Consider the following 18287-nt stretch of genomic DNA (forward strand, 5'->3'; position numbering starts at 1 on the left):
ATGTCAAGAGTAGGAAAAGCCCCAATTACTATCCCTGCAGGTGTTACCGTTACTGTATCTGACAGCAACGTTGTAACTGTAAAAGGCCCAAAAGGCGAACTGCAACAGGCGATAGACAGTGATATCACTGTATCTCAAGAAGATGGCGTGTTAACTGTAACCCGTCCAACTGATCAAAAACGTCACAAAGCATTACATGGTTTGTATCGTGCGCTTATCAACAACATGGTTACTGGTGTTACAGCTGGTTACAAAATGGAACAAGAGTTGGTAGGTGTAGGTTACCGTGCAACCAACACTGGTAATACTTTAGACTTAGTGCTGGGTTATTCTCACCACTACGTATTTGAGTTACCAAAAGAAATTAAAGTATCCACTACTGCTGAGAAAGGTAAAAACCCAACTATCATCCTGGAGTCTATCGACAAACAGCTGATCGGTCAGGTTGCCGCTAAAATCCGCTCACTGCGTGCTCCAGAGCCATACAAAGGTAAAGGTATCAAGTTTGTTGGCGAAGTATTAAGAAGAAAAGCAGGTAAATCAGCATCTAAAAAATAATCGTCATGGCAGGTAAATTTTCAAGAAGAGACAGAATTAAAAAAGGAATTAGAAAACGTCTTTCAGGTTCTGCAGAACGTCCGCGCTTGTCAGTGTACAGAAGCAACAAAGGCATCTATGCACAGATTATTGACGATGTTGCTGGCAAAACTATCGTATCAGCATCATCTTTATCTAAAGATTTCAGTGCTGAAGGTACTAAAGGTGAGCAATCAGTAGCAGTAGGTAAACTTATCGCTGAGAAAGCGAAAGCAGCTGGTATCGAGCAAGTAGTGTTTGATAGAAACGGATACTTATATCATGGCCGTGTTAAACAACTGGCTGAAGGTGCACGTGAAGGTGGTTTAAACTTTTAACCGTAAGAAGTAATGTCAACTATAAATATTAAGAGAGTAAAAACAAGCGAAATTGAATTAAAAGATCGCTTGGTAAGCATACAACGTGTTGCCAAAGTAACCAAAGGTGGCCGTACTTTCAGCTTCTCTGCCATTGTGGTAGTAGGTGATGAAAACGGTGTTGTCGGTTACGGTTTAGGTAAAGCAAAAGAGGTTACTGAGGCTATTGCCAAAGGTATTGATGATGCTAAAAAGAACCTGGTAAAAGTTCCAATTATCAATGGTACTGTTCCTCATGAGCAAACTGGTAAATTTTCAGGTGGTTTTGTGTTCATCAAGCCAGCTGCTAACGGTACCGGTGTAATTGCAGGTGGTGCGATGCGTGCCGTTTTGGAAAGTGCTGGAGTACACAACGTATTGGCAAAATCAAAAGGTTCATCAAACCCGCACAACGTGGTTAAAGCAACTGTATCAGCGTTAGCGCAACTGCGTGATGCTTATACTGTAGCTCAGCACCGTGGCGTTAATTTAGGTAAAGTATTTAACGGATAATCAGTCATGGCGAAAATCAAAATAACTCAGATTAAAAGCGTGATCGATAGAAGCGAGCGCCAGAAAAAGACCATCGAAGCTTTAGGTTTAAAGAAAATTAACCATAGCGTTGAAGTTGAAGCTAATCCTGCAATCATTGGCATGATTAGAAAAGTTAATCATTTGGTAGCAGTAGAAAACATTTAATGTTATGAATTTAAGTAATCTTAAACCTGCAGAAGGTTCTACTAAAAATAGAAAAAGAATTGGCCGTGGTACTGGTTCAGGCCGTGGCGGAACATCAACCCGTGGTCACAAAGGTGCGGGTTCACGTTCAGGTACCAGCACTAAAGTAGGTTTTGAAGGTGGTCAAATGCCTTTACAACGTCGCTTACCTAAAGTAGGCTTCAAAAACCCTAACCGTGTTGAGTATAACGGTATCAATTTAGATACATTACAACAATTAGCTGATACTTATTCAGTATCTTCTATTAACTTTGATACATTGAAAGAACACGGTTTAGTGTCTAAAAACGACGTAGTGAAAATACTGGGTCGTGGTACACTGACTGCTAAAATCGATGTTCAGGCTCATGCGTTTTCTGCTACGGCCCAAAAAGCTATTGAAGCAGCAGGCGGTTCAATCGTTAAGTTGTAATTTTCAATGAAAAATTTTTTCAACACATTATCCAATATTTGGAAAATTGAAGATTTAAGAGTGCGTATTATAAACACACTCTTATTTCTTTTAATATACCGTGTAGGTTCATACGTTGCACTTCCGGGTGTTGACGCGAATGCATTAGGTAACCAGGCTAATAAAGAAGGCCTGTTAGGTTTATTGAATATGTTTGCTGGTGGCTCGTTTTCACGTGCCTCCATTTTTGCGTTAGGTGTAATGCCTTATATTTCTGCGTCTATCGTGGTGCAGTTATTAGGTATTGCAGTACCTTACTTCACCAAGTTGCAAAAAGAGGGTGAGAGCGGCCGTACCAAATTAAACCAATGGACCCGTTACCTGACTATCCTGATTACCTTACTGCAAGGTGTTGGTTATGTGCGTTCGCAGATCAACCAAACTGCCATCAGTCCGGTTATGGGACAGGCGCTATTTACTTTCTCATCAGTAATTATACTAACCGCCGGTACATTATTCGTAATGTGGTTGGGAGAAAAAATTACAGATAAAGGTATTGGTAACGGTATCTCTTTGATCATCATGGTAGGTATCATCGCTCAATTACCTGCTGCTATTGTTGACGAGTTCAGCTCACGTGTCAGCGGTAAAAATGCGACCGGTGGCCCATTGCTGTTTGTAGTTGAAATTTTAGCTTTAGTTGCGGTTATTATGTTCACAATTTTAGTTGTACAAGGTACCCGTAAAATCGCTGTTCAATATGCTAAACGTATTGTTGGTAATAAGCAATATGGTGGCGTTCGTCAATACATTCCATTAAAGGTTAATGCCGCAGGTGTTATGCCAATCATCTTTGCTCAGGCGTTGATGTTTATTCCGGCTACTATCTCTTCATTCTTTCCTAATCTGGCATCTAACAGTGTAATGATTGCTTTGTCGAGCTATACGTCATGGTTACACAATATCGTGTTCGCGGTATTGATCATCTTGTTTACGTATTTCTATACTGCAATCACTGTTAATCCTAAACAGATGTCAGACGATATGAAAAAGAATGGTGGCTTTATACCGGGCGTTGCACCAGGTAACCCAACATCTGAATACATCGATAACGTGATTTCAAGAATCACTTTGCCTGGTTCAATATTCCTGGCTATTATCGCTGTTATTCCGGCGCTGGCTAACATGGCTCATATTAACAGTCAATTTGCGCGTTTCTTTGGCGGCACGTCGTTGATCATTCTGGTTGGTGTTGTATTGGATACCTTACAGCAAATTGAAAGTCATTTATTGATGCGTCATTATGACGGTTTAATGAAAACTGGCCGTGTGAGAGGCCGTACTGCGGTACCAACTGCAGCGGGCACTGTTCCACCGGCTATCTAATTTTAGCATGTCAAAAATTCACTATAAGTCTGTCGAAGAGATAGAACTCATAAGGGAAAGTTCTTTACTTGTTTCTAAAACCTTAGGTGAGATGGCCAAGCTGATTAAGCCAGGCATCAAAACTATTGATTTAAACAAGGCTGCTGAAACTTATATACGGGATAACGGTGGTGTTCCTGCTTTTTTGAACTACCACGGTTTCCCGTATTCACTATGCATCTCGATGAACGATCAGGTAGTGCATGGTTTTCCCAGCGATCACGTATTACAAGAAGGGGACTTAGTTTCTGTAGACTGTGGTGTGATCCTGAATAAGTATTATGGCGACTCCGCCTATACCTTCGCTGTTGGCGAGGTAAGTGAAACTGCAAAAACTTTGTTACGTGTAACCAAAGAGTGCTTAAGCCGCGGTGTTGAAAAGGCTGTTGCCGGCATGCGTGTAGGCGATATTGGTTACGCTGTACAAGAACATGCTGAAAAGCATGGTTTTGGTATTGTTAAAGAACTGGTAGGTCACGGTGTTGGTGTAACTCTGCACGAGAAGCCTGAAGTGCCTAACTACGGTAAGCGCGGGTCTGGCACCAAGTTGGAAGAGGGTATGGTTATCTGTATTGAGCCAATGATCAACGCAGGTAAAGCCGGCGTAAAGTTTTGGAAAGATGGTTGGACGGTATCAACCGTTGACGGAAAACCTTCTGCCCACTTTGAGCATGTTGTGGCCGTAAAAAAGGGCAAACCTGATGTATTATCCACTTTCTCTTACGTAGAAGAAGTTTTAGAGAAAAATAATAATATTTAAAATAATTTATTTATTTTTGCATCCCGATTTAGGTCGGACTTAATTTAGTAATAATCAGTAAAATATGGCGAAACAATCCTCGATTGAGCAAGACGGTACTATCAGGGAAGCATTATCAAACGCAATGTTCCGGGTGGAGCTGGAGAACGGTCATGAGATTATTGCACACATATCGGGTAAAATGCGTATGCATTACATCAAAATCTTACCTGGCGACAGGGTGAAGCTGGAGATGAGCCCTTATGATTTAACAAAAGGCAGAATAACCTACAGATATAAATAACAAAGAGATGAAAGTTAGAGCATCCATCAAAAAACGTAGTGCTGATTGCAAAATCATCCGCCGCAACGGTAAGCTTTACGTTATTAACAAAAAGAACCCTAAGTACAAACAACGTCAGGGTTAATTAAAAACATTGGAATGAGCCGTACAACGGTGGCCCGCCGTTCGGTCGTTCAACTTAAAAACAATCAAAAAATATGGCAAGGATTTCAGGTATTGATTTACCAAGAAACAAAAGAGGAGAGATCGGACTTACCTACATTTATGGTATCGGCCGTTCAACTGCACAAGCTATCTTAGATCAGGCTGGTATCTCTCGTGATACGAAAGTACAAGAGTGGACCGATGATCAGTTAGCTGCAATTCGTGGTATCATCAACGATCAAATTAAAGTTGAGGGTGCACTGCGTTCAGAAGTTCAATTGAACATCAAACGTTTAATGGATATTGGTTGCTACCGTGGTACTCGTCACCGTAAAGGTTTACCGTTACGTGGTCAACGTACTAAAAACAACTCACGTACCCGTAAAGGTAAACGTAAAACAGTTGCTAACAAGAAAAAAGCTACTAAATAGTAAATGATTAATGGCGGGAGAGGCGTAATCTGATCCTGTTATTAGGAATAAAACGATTATCCAAAGATCAATGAGTCCTGATTATTCGGTAATCAAGTAATTCATTGAATCAATAATTAAAAAAATGGCTAAAGCTAAAAAAGTAACCAAAAAACGCATTGTAATCGTTGAGCCGGTAGGTCAGGCACACATCAATGCTACTTTCAACAATATCATCGTAACCTTAACTAACAGCCAAGGTCAAGCTATTTCTTGGTCTTCAGCTGGTAAAATGGGTTTCAAAGGTTCTAAAAAGAATACTCCTTACGCTGCATCACAAGCTGCTGCCGATTGCGGTAAAGTTGCTTATGACTTAGGTCTGCGTAAAGTTGAAGTATTTGTAAAAGGTCCTGGTGCTGGCCGTGAGTCTGCTATCCGTACTTTGCAAACTTCTGGTATTGAAGTTACCACCATCCGCGACATTACTCCGTTACCACACAACGGATGTCGTCCATCTAAAAGAAGAAGAGTTTAATTAATTATTTTTTAAAGCTAAGATTCTGCAGTTAAAGGCTGCATGATACTTTAAAAACAACAAAAAATGGCTAGATATACCGGACCCAAGTCCAAAATCGCACGTAAATTCAGAGAGCCGATCTTCGGTCCTGATAAAGTGTTAGAGAGAAAAAATTACCCTCCAGGCATGCATGGCGTGTCAAAAAGAAGAGGTAAACAATCAGAGTACGCTGTACAGTTGCAAGAAAAGCAAAAAGTAAAATACACTTATGGTGTATTAGAGCGCTACTTCGAGAACTTATTTCACCGTGCTTCTGCACGTGAAGGTATCACCGGTACTAACTTGCTTCAGTTATTAGAGGCCCGTTTAGATAACGCCGTATACCGCTTAGGTATCGCACCTACCCGTTCAGCTGCTCGTCAGTTGGTAGGTCACAAACACATCACTGTAAATGGTGAGGTGGTAAATATTGCTTCTTACACTTTAAGACCAGGTGATGTTATCGCAGTACGCGAAAAATCAAAATCACTTGAAGCTATTTCTAATTCAGTAGCTGGTCGTAAAATCAATAAATATAGCTGGTTTGAATGGGATGCTGCTAACCTTACCGGTAAGTTGCTTAGCTATCCTAACCGCGACGAAATTCCTGAGAATATCAAAGAGAACTTAATCGTCGAGTTATATTCTAAATAAGAAATTGGATTTGAGATATGAGATGTTAGATTTGAGGCTTATCCCCAAAAGGGAAAGCTCATATCTGGCATTTCATGTCTTATATCTGTTTAATAAGTAACCAATAAACAAAGCATATAAATGGCAATATTAGCATTTCAAAAACCTGATAAGGTTATCATGCAGAAGTCGACTGACTTTGAGGGTACGTTTGAGTTCCGTCCGTTAGAACCAGGCTTCGGTGTAACCATTGGTAATGCTTTACGTCGTATCTTACTGTCATCACTGGAAGGTTATGCTATCACTTCTGTTCGTTTTTCAGGAGTAACTCATGAGTTTTCAACGATCAAAGGTGTTGTTGAAGACGTAACCGAGATCATCCTGAACCTAAAACAGGTGCGTTTCCAAAAAACCGGTGAATCAGGTGATACAGAAAAAATCTTTGTAATCATCAACGGACAGAATACTTTCAACGCCGGCGATATTACCAAGTTCTCTAACAACTTTTCTGTACTTAACCCAGACCTGCTGCTTTGCAACATGGACCCAGCGGTTACCCTGGAAGTTGAGCTGACCGTTAGTAAAGGTCGTGGTTATGTACCAAGCGAAGAGAATAAAAATCCAGATGCTGCTTTAGGTGTGATTGCTGTAGACTCTATCTATACGCCAATCAAAAATGTAAAGTATACTATAGAAAACTACCGTGTAGAGCAAAAAACAGACTATGAGAAATTAGTTCTGGATATTTCTACAGACGGCTCTATACACCCGGAAGATGCGCTTAAAGAAGCTGCAAAAATTCTTATCCAGCACTTCATGCTGTTCTCTGATGAGAATATGATGTTGGAAGCTCAGGCTAAAGAGGAAACCAAAGAGGTTGATGAAGAAATCTTGCATATGCGCAAGATCCTGAAAACTGAGTTAGTTGACCTTGATCTTTCAGTGCGTGCACTGAATTGCTTAAAAGCTGCTGACATTCGTAGCCTTGCAGACCTGGTATCTTATGACGTTGCTGATATGTTAAAATTCAGAAACTTCGGTAAGAAATCATTAACTGAAATCCAAGACCTGGTTAAATCAAAAGGTTTATCTTTTGGTATGAACCTGTCTAAATACAAACTGGACGAAGAGTAATCAATTGAGTGAGCAATAACATTCAACGTTATTGCTCACTTTTTATTTTTATAACCCGGCATAATTCCGCGGGCTTGACGGTTAAACGCCGCCCAACGGTATGCACGTGCCACAACAAACAACAAAATGAGACACGGTAAAAAACACAACCACTTAGGCCGTACCGACAGTCATCGTAAAGCGATGATGGGTAACATGGCTTCTTCGCTTATCCTGCATAAGCGTATTACTACTACATTGGCAAAAGCTAAAGCACTGCGTGTTTATGTTGAGCCTTTGTTAACCAAATCAAAAAGCGATACTACTCACTCTCGTCGTACTGTATTTAGCTACCTGCAAAATAAAGATGCGGTTTCTATCTTATTCCGCGAGATTGCAGAGAAAATTGCAACCCGTCCAGGTGGTTACACTCGTATCATCAAATTAGAAAACCGTTTAGGTGACAACGCTGAAATGGCGATCATCGAGCTGGTTGACTACAACACTGTATACGGTGCTAAAGAAACTGCTGCTCCAGCTTCAACCCGTCGTTCACGTCGTGGTGGTAAAGTTAAAGCAACTGCTGCTCCTGCTGCTTCAGCCGAGGTTACTCCAGCTGACGAAGCTGTAGCCGCTGACGAAACTACAACTGTAGATGCTCCGGCACAAAACGAAGAAAACGCTGAAAAAGGCGAGTAATCGTTAATCACAGAAATTGAAAAGCCCTGCTCTTATGAGCAGGGCTTTTTTGTTGGCCTGGCATCTAATTCCACTATACCTATTGTGGTTGCAACTGCGTACTAATCGCAATCCTGTTCCATGCGTTAATCGTTATAGCAGCCATAATTATTTGCGCAGTTTTTGTTTCCCCAAATAGGTGGAAGGCCTCTTGATATGTTTGAGATGATACCCCTCCTTGGATTTTGGTAACTTCTTCGGTAAGTGCTAAGGCTGCTCTTTCTTCTATTGTAAATAGGGTAGTTTCCCGCCAGGCGTTTAAAAGATGCATGCGTTGGTCGGTTTCACCTAACCTGCGTGCATCTCGGGTATGCATATCCAGGCAAAAGGCGCAGCCATTTATTTGTGAAGCCCTTATTTTGATGAGTTCATATAATTTTTTATCCAATCCGCTTTTCTGTATGTATTCCTCCAGTGCAAGCATGGCTTTGTAAGCCTCGGGTTGTACTTCGTTTATATTGATTCTGGTTTCCATGAGATTAAGATTTAATAGTTTGTTAGTTATTGAATTGCCGGCGTTGTGACAGCAAAGGTGTACCAATAAATCTTTCAAAATCTTGAACCAGATCAAGAAATAGACTTCTATTCCTTCGCTCTTAGCCTGCTTAAAAGTTCTGCAGAAAAACCTAAATAAGAAGCCAGCATGTACTGAGGTACACGTTGTACAAACTCCGGAAAACGGCTGTTAAAGTGATTGTACTTTTCTTCAGCCGAGAGGTCGAATAAATAAGTGAGTCTCATCTGTGATGCGGCATAAGCGCGTTGCAATATCTTCCGAAAGTAGCGTTCCAGTTTGGGAAGCTTTTCTAATAGTTCTTCTTGTGCCGATTGCGTTAATATTAAAACTTTAGAATGTTCAACTGCCTGTATGTAGAACTGTGCTGGTTTGTGCTGGTCGAGTGTTGTATAGTCGGCAATCCACCAGTTATCAATCGCAAATTGTACCATTTGTTCGGTGCCGTTATCTTTGATAAAATACATCCGCAAACATCCCTGTACCACAAAGTATAATGCAGTTTTTTTTTGTCCCTGCGTAAGCAAATGCTCTTTTTTGCTAAACTCTTGCTGTTTTACATATCGGCTTAAAAGCGTTTGCTCTTCTGTGGTTAGAGCAATTATCTTTTGTATGTGATCAATTAACGAATTAATCATGCTGGTTATAAAAAATAATTAATCACTATTTAGATACCTTTTCGACGCTGATAAAGTATGGCAGACGGCTCTATGCTTATTTGCTTAAAGCCTGCTTTCAATAGTACTCTCTGCGAAGCAATATTACCGGGTGTAGTATCAGCATCTACCTGTTTCAATACACTGAAAGAAAACCCCCATTCGAGTAAGGCAAGTAATGCCTCGGTTGCATAACCTTTTCCTTGCCGTTGCTGGCTAATCACATAACCAACGCTTGTTGTGCCGTAATCGTCAGGGTAGCCGCCAAACCCTATACCTCCAATGGCTGTATTAATATCCTTCAATACTATTTCCCAGTTGGTATACCAAGGATAAAGTTCGGGATAAGCCTTGGTATTTGGCAACCAGTAATTATGCATGGCTTGATCCATCTCCGCCCTGAACGCAGTATCGATCTTCATGTCCGACGGTTGCAAACCAAGCGTTGCTTCAAGAGCTGCACGGCTCTGGCTGCACAATAGCAATTGTGTATAATTCAGCGGGATAATTTTCAGCCGGTCGGTTTCCAGATGGAGCATTGTTGTAAATATAAGTATGATGGCCGTCTGGTCAAATACTTGACCGGTTTTCTGCCAAGCTGTCACCGGAATGTCTGTTGTTACTGACGAAATTATAGGTCGTGTCTTATTTTAAATAATATTTTTCTGCCATTAACGCCTTGGCACAAGCATTGATAAATAGTGAATGTTAATCACAAAATATTAATCAAAGGAAAAATCAATCATATGTCTAAAATCATTGGAATCGACTTAGGAACAACAAACTCCTGTGTGGCTGTAATGGAAGGTAACGAGCCGGTAGTTATTGCCAACAGCGAAGGTAAACGCACTACGCCATCTGTAGTTGCTTTTGTTGATAATGGCGAGCGTAAAGTGGGTGACCCTGCTAAACGTCAATCTATCACCAACCCTAAAAAGACAATCTACTCTATTAAACGTTTTATGGGTAACCAATTCAACGAGGTTACTACAGAAACAGGTCGTGTGCCTTACGCCGTGGTAAAAGGTGATAACAACACCCCACGTGTTGAAATCGACGACCGTAAATATACTCCGCAAGAAATTTCAGCTATGATTCTTCAAAAAATGAAGAAAACTGCTGAAGATTTCTTAGGTACTGAAGTTACAGAAGCGGTTATTACCGTTCCTGCTTACTTTAACGATGCGCAACGTCAGGCTACTAAAGAAGCTGGTGAAATTGCCGGTTTAAAAGTACGCCGTATCATTAACGAGCCTACTGCTGCTGCCTTGGCTTACGGTCTGGACAAGGCACACAAAGACATGAAAATTGTTGTGTTTGACTGTGGTGGTGGTACACATGACGTTTCTGTGCTGGAATTAGGTGATGGCGTGTTTGAAGTAAAATCTACCGACGGTGATACGCACTTAGGTGGTGATGACTTTGATCAGGTTATTATCGACTGGCTGGCCGACGAATTTAAAAGCGATGAAGGTGTTGACCTGCGCCGTGACCCGATGGCCTTACAGCGCTTAAAAGAAGCTGCTGAGAAAGCTAAAATTGAGTTATCAAGCACAACTCAAACCGAGATCAACTTACCATATATTACTGCTGCCGATGGTATGCCTAAACACTTGGTTAAATCATTAACCCGTGCGAAATTTGAGCAACTGGCCGACAGCTTGATTAAACGTACTATTGAGCCTTGCCGTACTGCATTGAAAAATGCTGGTTACAGCACTTCAGATATCGACGAGATTATCCTGGTAGGTGGTTCAACCCGTATCCCTGCAATTCAGGATGCTGTGCAAAAATTCTTCGGTAAATCACCGTCAAAAGGTGTAAACCCTGATGAGGTGGTAGCTATTGGTGCTGCTATTCAAGGTGGTGTATTAACCGGTGAAGTAAAAGACGTGTTACTGTTAGACGTTACCCCACTTTCATTAGGTATTGAAACTATGGGTGGTGTAATGACCAAACTGATCGACGCAAATACTACTATCCCGAGCAAAAAGTCAGAAACTTTCTCTACTGCATCTGACAACCAGCCATCTGTAGAGATTCACATTTTGCAAGGCGAGCGCCCAATGGCTGCACAAAACCGCACCTTAGGCCGTTTCCACCTGGATAGCATTCCGCCAGCGCCTCGCGGTGTGCCTCAAATCGAAGTAACTTTTGATATTGATGCGAACGGTATCCTGCACGTATCAGCTAAAGATAAAGCTACCGGTAAAGAACAAAAAATCCGTATCGAAGCTTCATCTGGTTTAACTGATGCCGAGATCAAGAAAATGAAAGAAGAAGCTGAAGCTAATGCTGATGCTGACAGAAAGGCAAAAGAAGAAGTTGAAAAACTAAACTCGGCTGATGCCCTGATCTTCTCAACCGAAAAACAACTGAAAGAGTACGGTGATAAGATCCCTGCTGACAAAAAAGCACCTATCGAATCAGCTTTAGAGCGTTTGAAAACTGCTTACTCATCTAAAAACCTGTCAGACATTGAAGTAGCTCAAAACGAGCTGAACAATGCCTGGAGCGCAGCGTCTGAAGACATGTACAAAGCTACAGCCGATGCACAACAGCAAGGCGGTCAGCCAGGTGCTGGTGATGCCGGTGCCGGTAACCAAAACGGTGGCGACGCAGTAACCGACGTTGACTTTGAAGAAGTAAAATAAGTATATAGTTTTTATAAATGATAAAGCCCCTGACCGTACTGGTAGGGGCTTTTGTTTCGCTGACTTTTTCTGGTTGGTGCTTTGCGTCTACTTAGTTTTTCATTAGGAGGATATATTCTTATCCTACACTGTTTGCACTTACCATATTTAATACTTAACCACAAATTCTGCCTTAACATTATCCGCTTCCTTATTCGCAATCTCAACATCGAAGGCATGCAGAATAACCTTTACTACTTCATATCTGGATTCAAACGAACCTTCTACGGCCGATAACTTAATTTCGCGAGCTATTGGGTCAAAAGTGATCAGCCTTTTATAGTAAGTTCCCTGTTCGTAGTCATAAGTATTGCCGTCGTCTTCATAATAAACACAACTGGTTGCCTGGTCGCTGTTCCATATATGTAATTGCAGTATGCCATCGCCCTTTTCCGCAGTGCTTTGTACTACGCTTTGCATGGGTATAATAGCGCCAGCTTTAACAAATACGGGTAAGTCATGCAATGGTGCATCAACAGTGTAACTCTGGCCGCCATTGTACATTTGTTCAGTGCTTAGCCTGTACCAGTTGCCTGTGGGCAGGTATACATCTGCTGTTTGTACAGTACTGATTACCGGTGCCACCAGCAGCGCGTCACCAAACAGAAATTGGTTCTGGTAAGCTACGCTATATATATTCTCATTGTGTGCATAATCAATAGCCAGGGTACGGCTTACTGGTATGCCAGTTTGAGTAGCCTGATAAAAAGTAGCATACAGGTAGGGGAGTAAACGGTAACGTTGTTCAATAGCCTGCTTAATAAGCGCTTCGTTACCCTCGCCGTACTGCCAGGGCTCGCGCATGTCCGATCCTTTTATGGCGTGGTTGCGGAACATGGGCGTATACGTGCCTAAACTGTTCCAGCGCACCATTAGCTCGGGTGTAGGGTTGCCGCTAAAGCCGCCAATATCCACACCCACATTAGCCATGCCGGTAAGGCCCAAGCTGTTTACCAGGCGCTGCCCTAAAAGCAGTTGTGCATCTGAGGCGGTGTTATCGCCCGTCCACACGGCCGAATAGCGTTGCGTGCCCGAATAAGCGGCACGGGTAAGTACAAAAGGACGCTGGTTCCCTAACAGCTTGCGGGTACCGTGGTAAGTTGCCCTTGCCATTTGCATACCGTAGGCATTGCGTACTTCGGGCATAAATTTATCGCCAAACTTTACAATCCACGGCACGTTTTGGTTCCAGGCCGATGGCTCGTTCATATCGTTCCAGAAACCGGCAACGCCGGGGTCTGTCAAGGCGCAGAAAGAAGCTCCCCACCACTCGCGTACATCTTCCCTAAAAAAGTCCGGAAAATGGCAACGGCCGGGCCATACTTCGCCTGTGTAATTTTCACCGTTGGGGTAAGTGGCAAAATATCCTTGCTCCACACCTTCATCATATTGTTGATAACCTTTCTCAATCTTTATACCCGGATCAACAATGGTAACCAGCTCGAAATTTATATCCTTCAGTTTATCTATAAATTCTTTAGGCCGGGCAAAGGCCTCTTTATTCCAGGTAAATATTTTGTAATCCTGCATGTAATCTATATCACAGTAAATCACATCGGCCGGTATTTGTCTGTCTCGAAAGCCCTGGGCAACTTCAAGTACCTCATCGGCACTCATATAACTCCAGCGGCATTGCTGGTAACCTAAGCTCCATAAGGGGGGCATTTCCATACGCCCGGTGAGCCAAGTATAATCTTCAATAATACCCGCTACGGTTTGTGCACCAAAAAAGTAATAATCCAGGTTACCGGCATCGGCACCCAGCCACATAAACTGGTCGTCGGTCGAGGCTGCAAAATCAAAGTAAGTTTTATGGGTATTGTCTAAAAACAGGCCATAAGTGAGCCCGCTGTGGATGCCGATAAAGAAAGGAAATGTTTGATATAACGGATCGCTTTCGGTTTGATAATTCACTGCATCGGTATTCCAGTTTACATAAGCGCTGCCACGACGGTTCAGGTTCCCTGTCTTTTCGCCCAAGCCAATAAACTTTTCATCAGGGTGTACCTTGCGGTGATTCATCACTTTCGTATCCTGCCAGCTTATGGCAAATCGTTCATCATCCTGGCTCAACAGTTTGCCGTCGGCTGTATAAAAGGCCATGCGTAACGGATCTTTCTGAATACGTAATTGCAGGGCCGATGTATTTATAATAAGCTCATGCAAGTTCTCTTCATAAGATAGATCTGGTAAGGCTTCACGTATCACGGCAAACGAACTGACCGGCTTATCAGGCTGGCGGGTTACATTTACCCTAATAATGGTTGGACTGTAAATACTCACTTGCACCTGCGCTTCGGCAGTGTCGAGAATCAAAGTATCGTTACGCTGATTAATGCTTTGGGTATTACCGATGATTTTGAATTCCATAACACGTATAGATTATTACCGGGTGGATAGGGCCGGTAGTAAATCAACAGCGTTATAAGCGGGTTAGTTTGGCTGAATCAGGATTTATAACCTATATTAGAATGCTTCATTCAGCCCCAGAAAGAAACCCTTTGAACCGTAGCGGCCAAATGCATAATCCAAACAAAGGTTGGTACGGGTAGCTTTGTTGAACAATACCCGCAGGCCTCCGCCTGCAGCCGGTTGCCACTGGCGAAAAATCTTGGTGCCCATTTCATCATTAGCCGTTTGTACATTGGCAAAAGTTACACCGCTGATAAATTTGTTTCTGGTGATCGGGAAACGGTATTCCAGCTCCGAATAGTAAAACTGGGGCGCTTTAAAGTAACCGATGATATAACCACGGCCGCTACGCAGGCTTGGGTCTTTACCTGTACCGGGCAGCTCCAGGTAAGGCACGGCACCGCTGATAATGGCCGAACCCCAGTTCCAGAATGCCAGTACATGTTCAGGATTACGTTTGGATAAGCTCCAGTACTTGCGCACATCAACCGTAAACTGTACGGCATTTTTGGTGCTGCCTATCCAGGTTTGATTGATGCGGAAACCTGCATCGGCATATATGCCTTTGTAGGCACGGTTCTGGTTATCGCGGGTAGTATATTCAACGTTAAAGAGCAAGCCATTGGCCATATAATTATCCGGGTCAATTCCATACCGGTCACTATAAATGTGGTAGGGCGTAAGCTGATTATTGGTTGCGGCACGGTCTTCAATCTTGCGGCGGATATCAAACGAAACGCCTGCGCCTAAAAACAAGTTATCTTCTATCTGCTTATACACACGTTCGCGTAGGCTGTAAAACTGGGAGTGCAGCACGTAGCCTTTTCGATTAGGATCGCTCAAAATTTGGTCTTCCGTACTGCCATTGGCTGCACGGCCAATACCGAGGCCAAAATCAGGCGTTACGGTTTTGGCGGCAATGATGCTGCCTTGCAAGTTCCATTTATTGGCGTTGGTAAAAACGTTGTGGTTGATGTAGAAATAAATGATACCCTTAGTAGTAATAGAAGCCGATGTGGCACCTACCGACATTAGTGTGGTTGGATCGGTACCCAATACCCGGCCGGCAACGGCTTTGATGCCAATTTGCGATCCAATGCTGGGATTGGCTGCCACATTGGGTATTACAGTAATGCCTGATGATTTCTTCTTAACAGTATCCCGCTTACGGTGCGGGCGGAACAAATCATTGTATAAGTTTCCTATATCGTACTGCGTGCGCAGCATACTATCGTTCCTCAGCTTAAGCTGGCGGGCAGCCATTATACGTAATGAATCTTCTTTTAACGAATCGGCAGGTGCGGCTACCTGGCTAAAAGCAAAGTTTTCTACAAACATAAGCAAGGTAAACAAGAGCATTACCTGAGTATGCTTATGGAAACCTTTGCCTGTGTTTTTGCTGAATGCCACGTTAAGAAATGTTAAATCCAATAAATGCAAGAATTCGCTTTTAACTAAAGCTTAATTCCTGAACTCCTGAAAGAGTTAAAATGTTTGTCATCTGTAACACATTAAGCTGTAAAGCTGGGGACACGTGCATAAAAAAAGCCCGGCTCTTTTCACAGAGGCCGGGCTTTTAGCAGGTTTATAAAGCGGGTGGTTATGACCACAAATTGCTTGGATAAGTACCATTCTCAACCAGCTCAGAAATGCTTTGCTGTACAATTGGCTTATCTTCTTTATAAGTAACACCGAACCATTTGTTGCCGGTTGGGATTACTTTGAATGATGCAGTACCATTTTTAATCAGTTCATCAGCCACCAACGGGATAAAGAACTCGGCTTTAGGGTTGTTCTCATTAGCCTCAACAAAACGTTTGAACATTTCTTCGCTTTGTTTGAAAACTGCAGGAGTAAAGCCCCAGAAGTTCATCGATACGCGGGTATCTGGTGCTAATTGGTGCTCGCCTTCGGCATCTTTAAAAAATACGTCGCCGTCTTTAAAGTAAACTTCGGTACGCTCATTGATTTCAACCATATTACCGTTTTCATCAACTTTACATACGCCACGTGATACAGAACCGTAGTCAGATAAAGTACGGTCAATCTGGTAACCCATTAATGAGTATTTATCATCGGCTACCTCGGTGGTTAAAAACTGCGCCATTTTTTCAAACGCTTCATAACCGTAAAAGTCATCCGCATTGATTACGCAAAACGGCTCGTTCACTTGGTTGCGTGCTGCTAATACAGCATGCGCAGTACCCCATGGTTTAGCGCGCTCTACGGTTTTATCTATGCCAAAAGGTGTCAGATCGTAGCTTTGAAAAACGTAGTCGGTTTCCACACGGCCTTGTAATTTAGGCTCAAATTTAGCTTTAAAAGCTTCTGCAAATTCCTCGCGGATGATGAAGCTTATTTTGCCAAAACCTGCCTTAATAGCATCATAAATAGAGTAGTCAATTATAGTTTCTCCGTTAGGACCAAAGCCGTCAACCTGCTTCATGCTGCCATAGCGGCTGGCCATGCCTGCGGCCAGGATAAGTAGTGTAGGTTTCATGTTTAAAGTGTAAAAGTAGATTATTGTAAAGCTTTATATTGTATGCAAGCTTTTGATAGCATAAATACAATATAAAGCTTTAATTGTTTAAAGTAATTAATTATTTAATATAACGGAAATCCTGACCGGCCTCAATGTTAAGTAAAGTTTCATAAATCAGGCGGATAACGTTATCCACATCTTCCTTATGTATCATCTCAACAGTAGTGTGCATGTAGCGCAAAGGTAGTGAAATCAGGGCCGATGGCACACCGTCGTTAGAGTAGGCAAATGCATCCGTATCTGTACCGGTTGAGCGTGATGATGCCTGACGCTGGAACGGTATACCGGCTTTTTGAGCCGATTCGATCAGCAGCCTGTTCAGATTATTTTGCACCGCTGGCGCATAAGATACAACCGGACCACGGCCGCAGGCCAGATCGCCCTGCACCACTTTATTAATCATCGGGGTTTGGGTATCGTGGGTTACGTCGGTTACAATAGCCACGTTAGGTTTAATGCGGTGGGCAATCATCTCGGCGCCACGCAAGCCAATCTCTTCCTGTACGGCATTTACAATGTATAGGCCGAATGGCAATTGCTTGTTGTTTTCTTTCAGCAAACGGGCAACCTCAGCAATCATGAAACCGCCGGCACGGTTATCCAACGCGCGACCAACGTAGTAGCGGTCGTTCAGCACGGTAAACTCATCTTCATAAGTAATTACACAGCCTACATGAATGCCTAATTTTTCAACCTCTTCTTTTGAGGTGCAGCCGCAGTCCAGGAAAATGTTTTTCAGGGTAGGAGCTTCTTCCTTTTCACCAGCCTGGCGGGTATGGATAGCCGGCCAGCCAAATACGGCTTTTACAATGCCGTTATCGGTATGGATGTTTACCCGTTTCGATGGGGCAATCTGATGATCGGAACCGCCGTTGCGTATTACATAAATTAAACCATCGCTGGTAATGTAATTCACAAACCACGAAATCTCGTCGGCATGAGCCTCAATCACTACTTTATACTCAGCCTGTGGATTAATCACACCAACAGCAGTACCGTAGTTATCTACAAAATACTCATCAATGTATGGTTTCAGGTATTCAAGCCATAGTTCCTGGCCTTTCCATTCAAAACCGGTAGGTGAAGGGTTGTTAATGTATTTCTCAAAAAAAGCCAGTGAATTATTGGTTACCACAGTTTGGTGTTGTGGGGCATTGTTATCTTGTTCTGCCATAGTAATTTAAATGGTTGTTTTTTATAAGTAAATAAGCAAATATAACAAAGCAGTAATAATTGATTTGTTTTAACCAATTTTTGTGCGTTGCAACATAAATATTATTATTCACTTAATACTTAGTTTATATGCATGTGGTTGATTTGCACCAGTAAAATTTTTTTCTGAAGTTA

At 42.4% G+C, this 18287-nt stretch carries 22 protein-coding genes; 15 read left to right on the forward strand and 7 right to left on the reverse strand.

Features of this window, described 5'->3' with window-relative positions:
* The 14 genes from rplF (at position 1) to rplQ (ending at position 8084) form a co-directional block, all read left to right on the forward strand.
* Positions 1-558, forward strand: a complete 558-nt coding sequence (gene rplF, locus KHS38_RS18150; RefSeq protein WP_213489980.1) for a 50S ribosomal protein L6 — start codon at positions 1-3, stop codon at positions 556-558.
* 5 nt (positions 559-563) lie between these two features.
* Complete coding sequence (gene rplR / locus KHS38_RS18155; RefSeq protein WP_213489981.1) at positions 564-914, forward strand: 50S ribosomal protein L18; 351 nt, start codon at positions 564-566, stop codon at positions 912-914.
* A gap of 12 nt (positions 915-926) precedes the next feature.
* Positions 927-1445, forward strand: coding sequence for a 30S ribosomal protein S5 (gene rpsE, locus KHS38_RS18160; protein ID WP_213489982.1), 519 nt, complete (start codon positions 927-929; stop codon positions 1443-1445).
* Between the two features lie 6 nt (positions 1446-1451).
* Positions 1452-1631, forward strand: a complete 180-nt coding sequence (rpmD, locus tag KHS38_RS18165) for a 50S ribosomal protein L30 (protein ID WP_158825038.1) — start codon at positions 1452-1454, stop codon at positions 1629-1631.
* A gap of 4 nt (positions 1632-1635) precedes the next feature.
* Positions 1636-2082 carry a 50S ribosomal protein L15 gene (rplO, locus tag KHS38_RS18170; protein WP_213489983.1) on the forward strand — a complete coding sequence of 149 codons (447 nt, stop codon included), beginning with the start codon at positions 1636-1638 and terminating at the stop codon, positions 2080-2082.
* 6 nt (positions 2083-2088) lie between these two features.
* A complete protein-coding gene (gene secY / locus KHS38_RS18175) occupies positions 2089-3447 on the forward strand; it encodes a preprotein translocase subunit SecY (protein ID WP_213489984.1) in 1359 nt (452 codons plus the stop codon).
* A 7-nt stretch (positions 3448-3454) separates the two neighbouring features.
* A complete protein-coding gene (gene map, locus KHS38_RS18180; RefSeq protein WP_213489985.1) occupies positions 3455-4246 on the forward strand; it encodes a type I methionyl aminopeptidase in 792 nt (263 codons plus the stop codon).
* 64 nt (positions 4247-4310) lie between these two features.
* Positions 4311-4529 (forward strand): translation initiation factor IF-1, encoded by a 219-nt coding sequence (gene infA / locus KHS38_RS18185; protein ID WP_022833270.1) that lies wholly within the window; start codon positions 4311-4313, stop codon positions 4527-4529.
* 7 nt (positions 4530-4536) lie between these two features.
* The gene (gene rpmJ, locus KHS38_RS18190) at positions 4537-4653 is read left to right on the forward strand and encodes a 50S ribosomal protein L36 (protein ID WP_074487407.1); all 117 of its coding nucleotides are present in this window, start codon (positions 4537-4539) and stop codon (positions 4651-4653) included.
* Positions 4654-4726: 73 nt separating this feature from the next.
* Positions 4727-5104: a 30S ribosomal protein S13 gene (gene rpsM / locus KHS38_RS18195; protein ID WP_213489986.1), complete on the forward strand. Its 378-nt coding sequence runs from the start codon at positions 4727-4729 to the stop codon at positions 5102-5104.
* A gap of 124 nt (positions 5105-5228) precedes the next feature.
* Positions 5229-5618, forward strand: coding sequence for a 30S ribosomal protein S11 (rpsK, locus tag KHS38_RS18200; RefSeq protein WP_213489987.1), 390 nt, complete (start codon positions 5229-5231; stop codon positions 5616-5618).
* A gap of 66 nt (positions 5619-5684) precedes the next feature.
* Positions 5685-6293: a 30S ribosomal protein S4 gene (gene rpsD / locus KHS38_RS18205; protein ID WP_213489988.1), complete on the forward strand. Its 609-nt coding sequence runs from the start codon at positions 5685-5687 to the stop codon at positions 6291-6293.
* Positions 6294-6413: 120 nt separating this feature from the next.
* Positions 6414-7406: a DNA-directed RNA polymerase subunit alpha gene (locus tag KHS38_RS18210; RefSeq protein ID WP_213489989.1), complete on the forward strand. Its 993-nt coding sequence runs from the start codon at positions 6414-6416 to the stop codon at positions 7404-7406.
* Between the two features lie 126 nt (positions 7407-7532).
* Positions 7533-8084 carry a 50S ribosomal protein L17 gene (gene rplQ / locus KHS38_RS18215; protein WP_213489990.1) on the forward strand — a complete coding sequence of 184 codons (552 nt, stop codon included), beginning with the start codon at positions 7533-7535 and terminating at the stop codon, positions 8082-8084.
* A 79-nt stretch (positions 8085-8163) separates the two neighbouring features.
* Here the strand turns inward: rplQ and KHS38_RS18220 are convergent, their stop codons facing one another.
* The 3 genes from KHS38_RS18220 to KHS38_RS18230 form a co-directional block, all read right to left on the reverse strand.
* A complete protein-coding gene (locus KHS38_RS18220; protein WP_213489991.1) occupies positions 8164-8598 on the reverse strand; it encodes a carboxymuconolactone decarboxylase family protein in 435 nt (144 codons plus the stop codon).
* Positions 8599-8705: 107 nt separating this feature from the next.
* A complete protein-coding gene (locus tag KHS38_RS18225) occupies positions 8706-9275 on the reverse strand; it encodes a Crp/Fnr family transcriptional regulator (protein WP_213489992.1) in 570 nt (189 codons plus the stop codon).
* Positions 9276-9304: 29 nt separating this feature from the next.
* Positions 9305-9832, reverse strand: coding sequence for a GNAT family N-acetyltransferase (locus KHS38_RS18230; protein WP_213489993.1), 528 nt, complete (start codon positions 9830-9832; stop codon positions 9305-9307).
* Between the two features lie 207 nt (positions 9833-10039).
* Between KHS38_RS18230 and dnaK the strand changes: the two genes are divergently transcribed.
* Positions 10040-11947: a molecular chaperone DnaK gene (dnaK, locus tag KHS38_RS18235; RefSeq protein ID WP_213489994.1), complete on the forward strand. Its 1908-nt coding sequence runs from the start codon at positions 10040-10042 to the stop codon at positions 11945-11947.
* Between the two features lie 147 nt (positions 11948-12094).
* Here the strand turns inward: dnaK and KHS38_RS18240 are convergent, their stop codons facing one another.
* The 4 genes from KHS38_RS18240 to KHS38_RS18255 form a co-directional block, all read right to left on the reverse strand.
* Positions 12095-14356 (reverse strand): glycoside hydrolase family 31 protein, encoded by a 2262-nt coding sequence (locus tag KHS38_RS18240; protein ID WP_213489995.1) that lies wholly within the window; start codon positions 14354-14356, stop codon positions 12095-12097.
* Between the two features lie 96 nt (positions 14357-14452).
* Positions 14453-15808 (reverse strand): BamA/TamA family outer membrane protein, encoded by a 1356-nt coding sequence (locus KHS38_RS18245; protein ID WP_349627939.1) that lies wholly within the window; start codon positions 15806-15808, stop codon positions 14453-14455.
* Between the two features lie 190 nt (positions 15809-15998).
* Positions 15999-16898 carry a nucleotidyltransferase family protein gene (locus tag KHS38_RS18250; protein ID WP_213489996.1) on the reverse strand — a complete coding sequence of 300 codons (900 nt, stop codon included), beginning with the start codon at positions 16896-16898 and terminating at the stop codon, positions 15999-16001.
* Positions 16899-16998: 100 nt separating this feature from the next.
* Entirely contained in the window at positions 16999-18114 is a 1116-nt protein-coding gene (locus KHS38_RS18255; protein WP_213489997.1) for a M42 family metallopeptidase, read from the reverse strand.
* Positions 18115-18287: the final 173 nt, after the last annotated feature.

It is taken from the genome of Mucilaginibacter sp. Bleaf8 (assembly GCF_018390515.1).
Taxonomy (GTDB): domain Bacteria; phylum Bacteroidota; class Bacteroidia; order Sphingobacteriales; family Sphingobacteriaceae; genus Mucilaginibacter.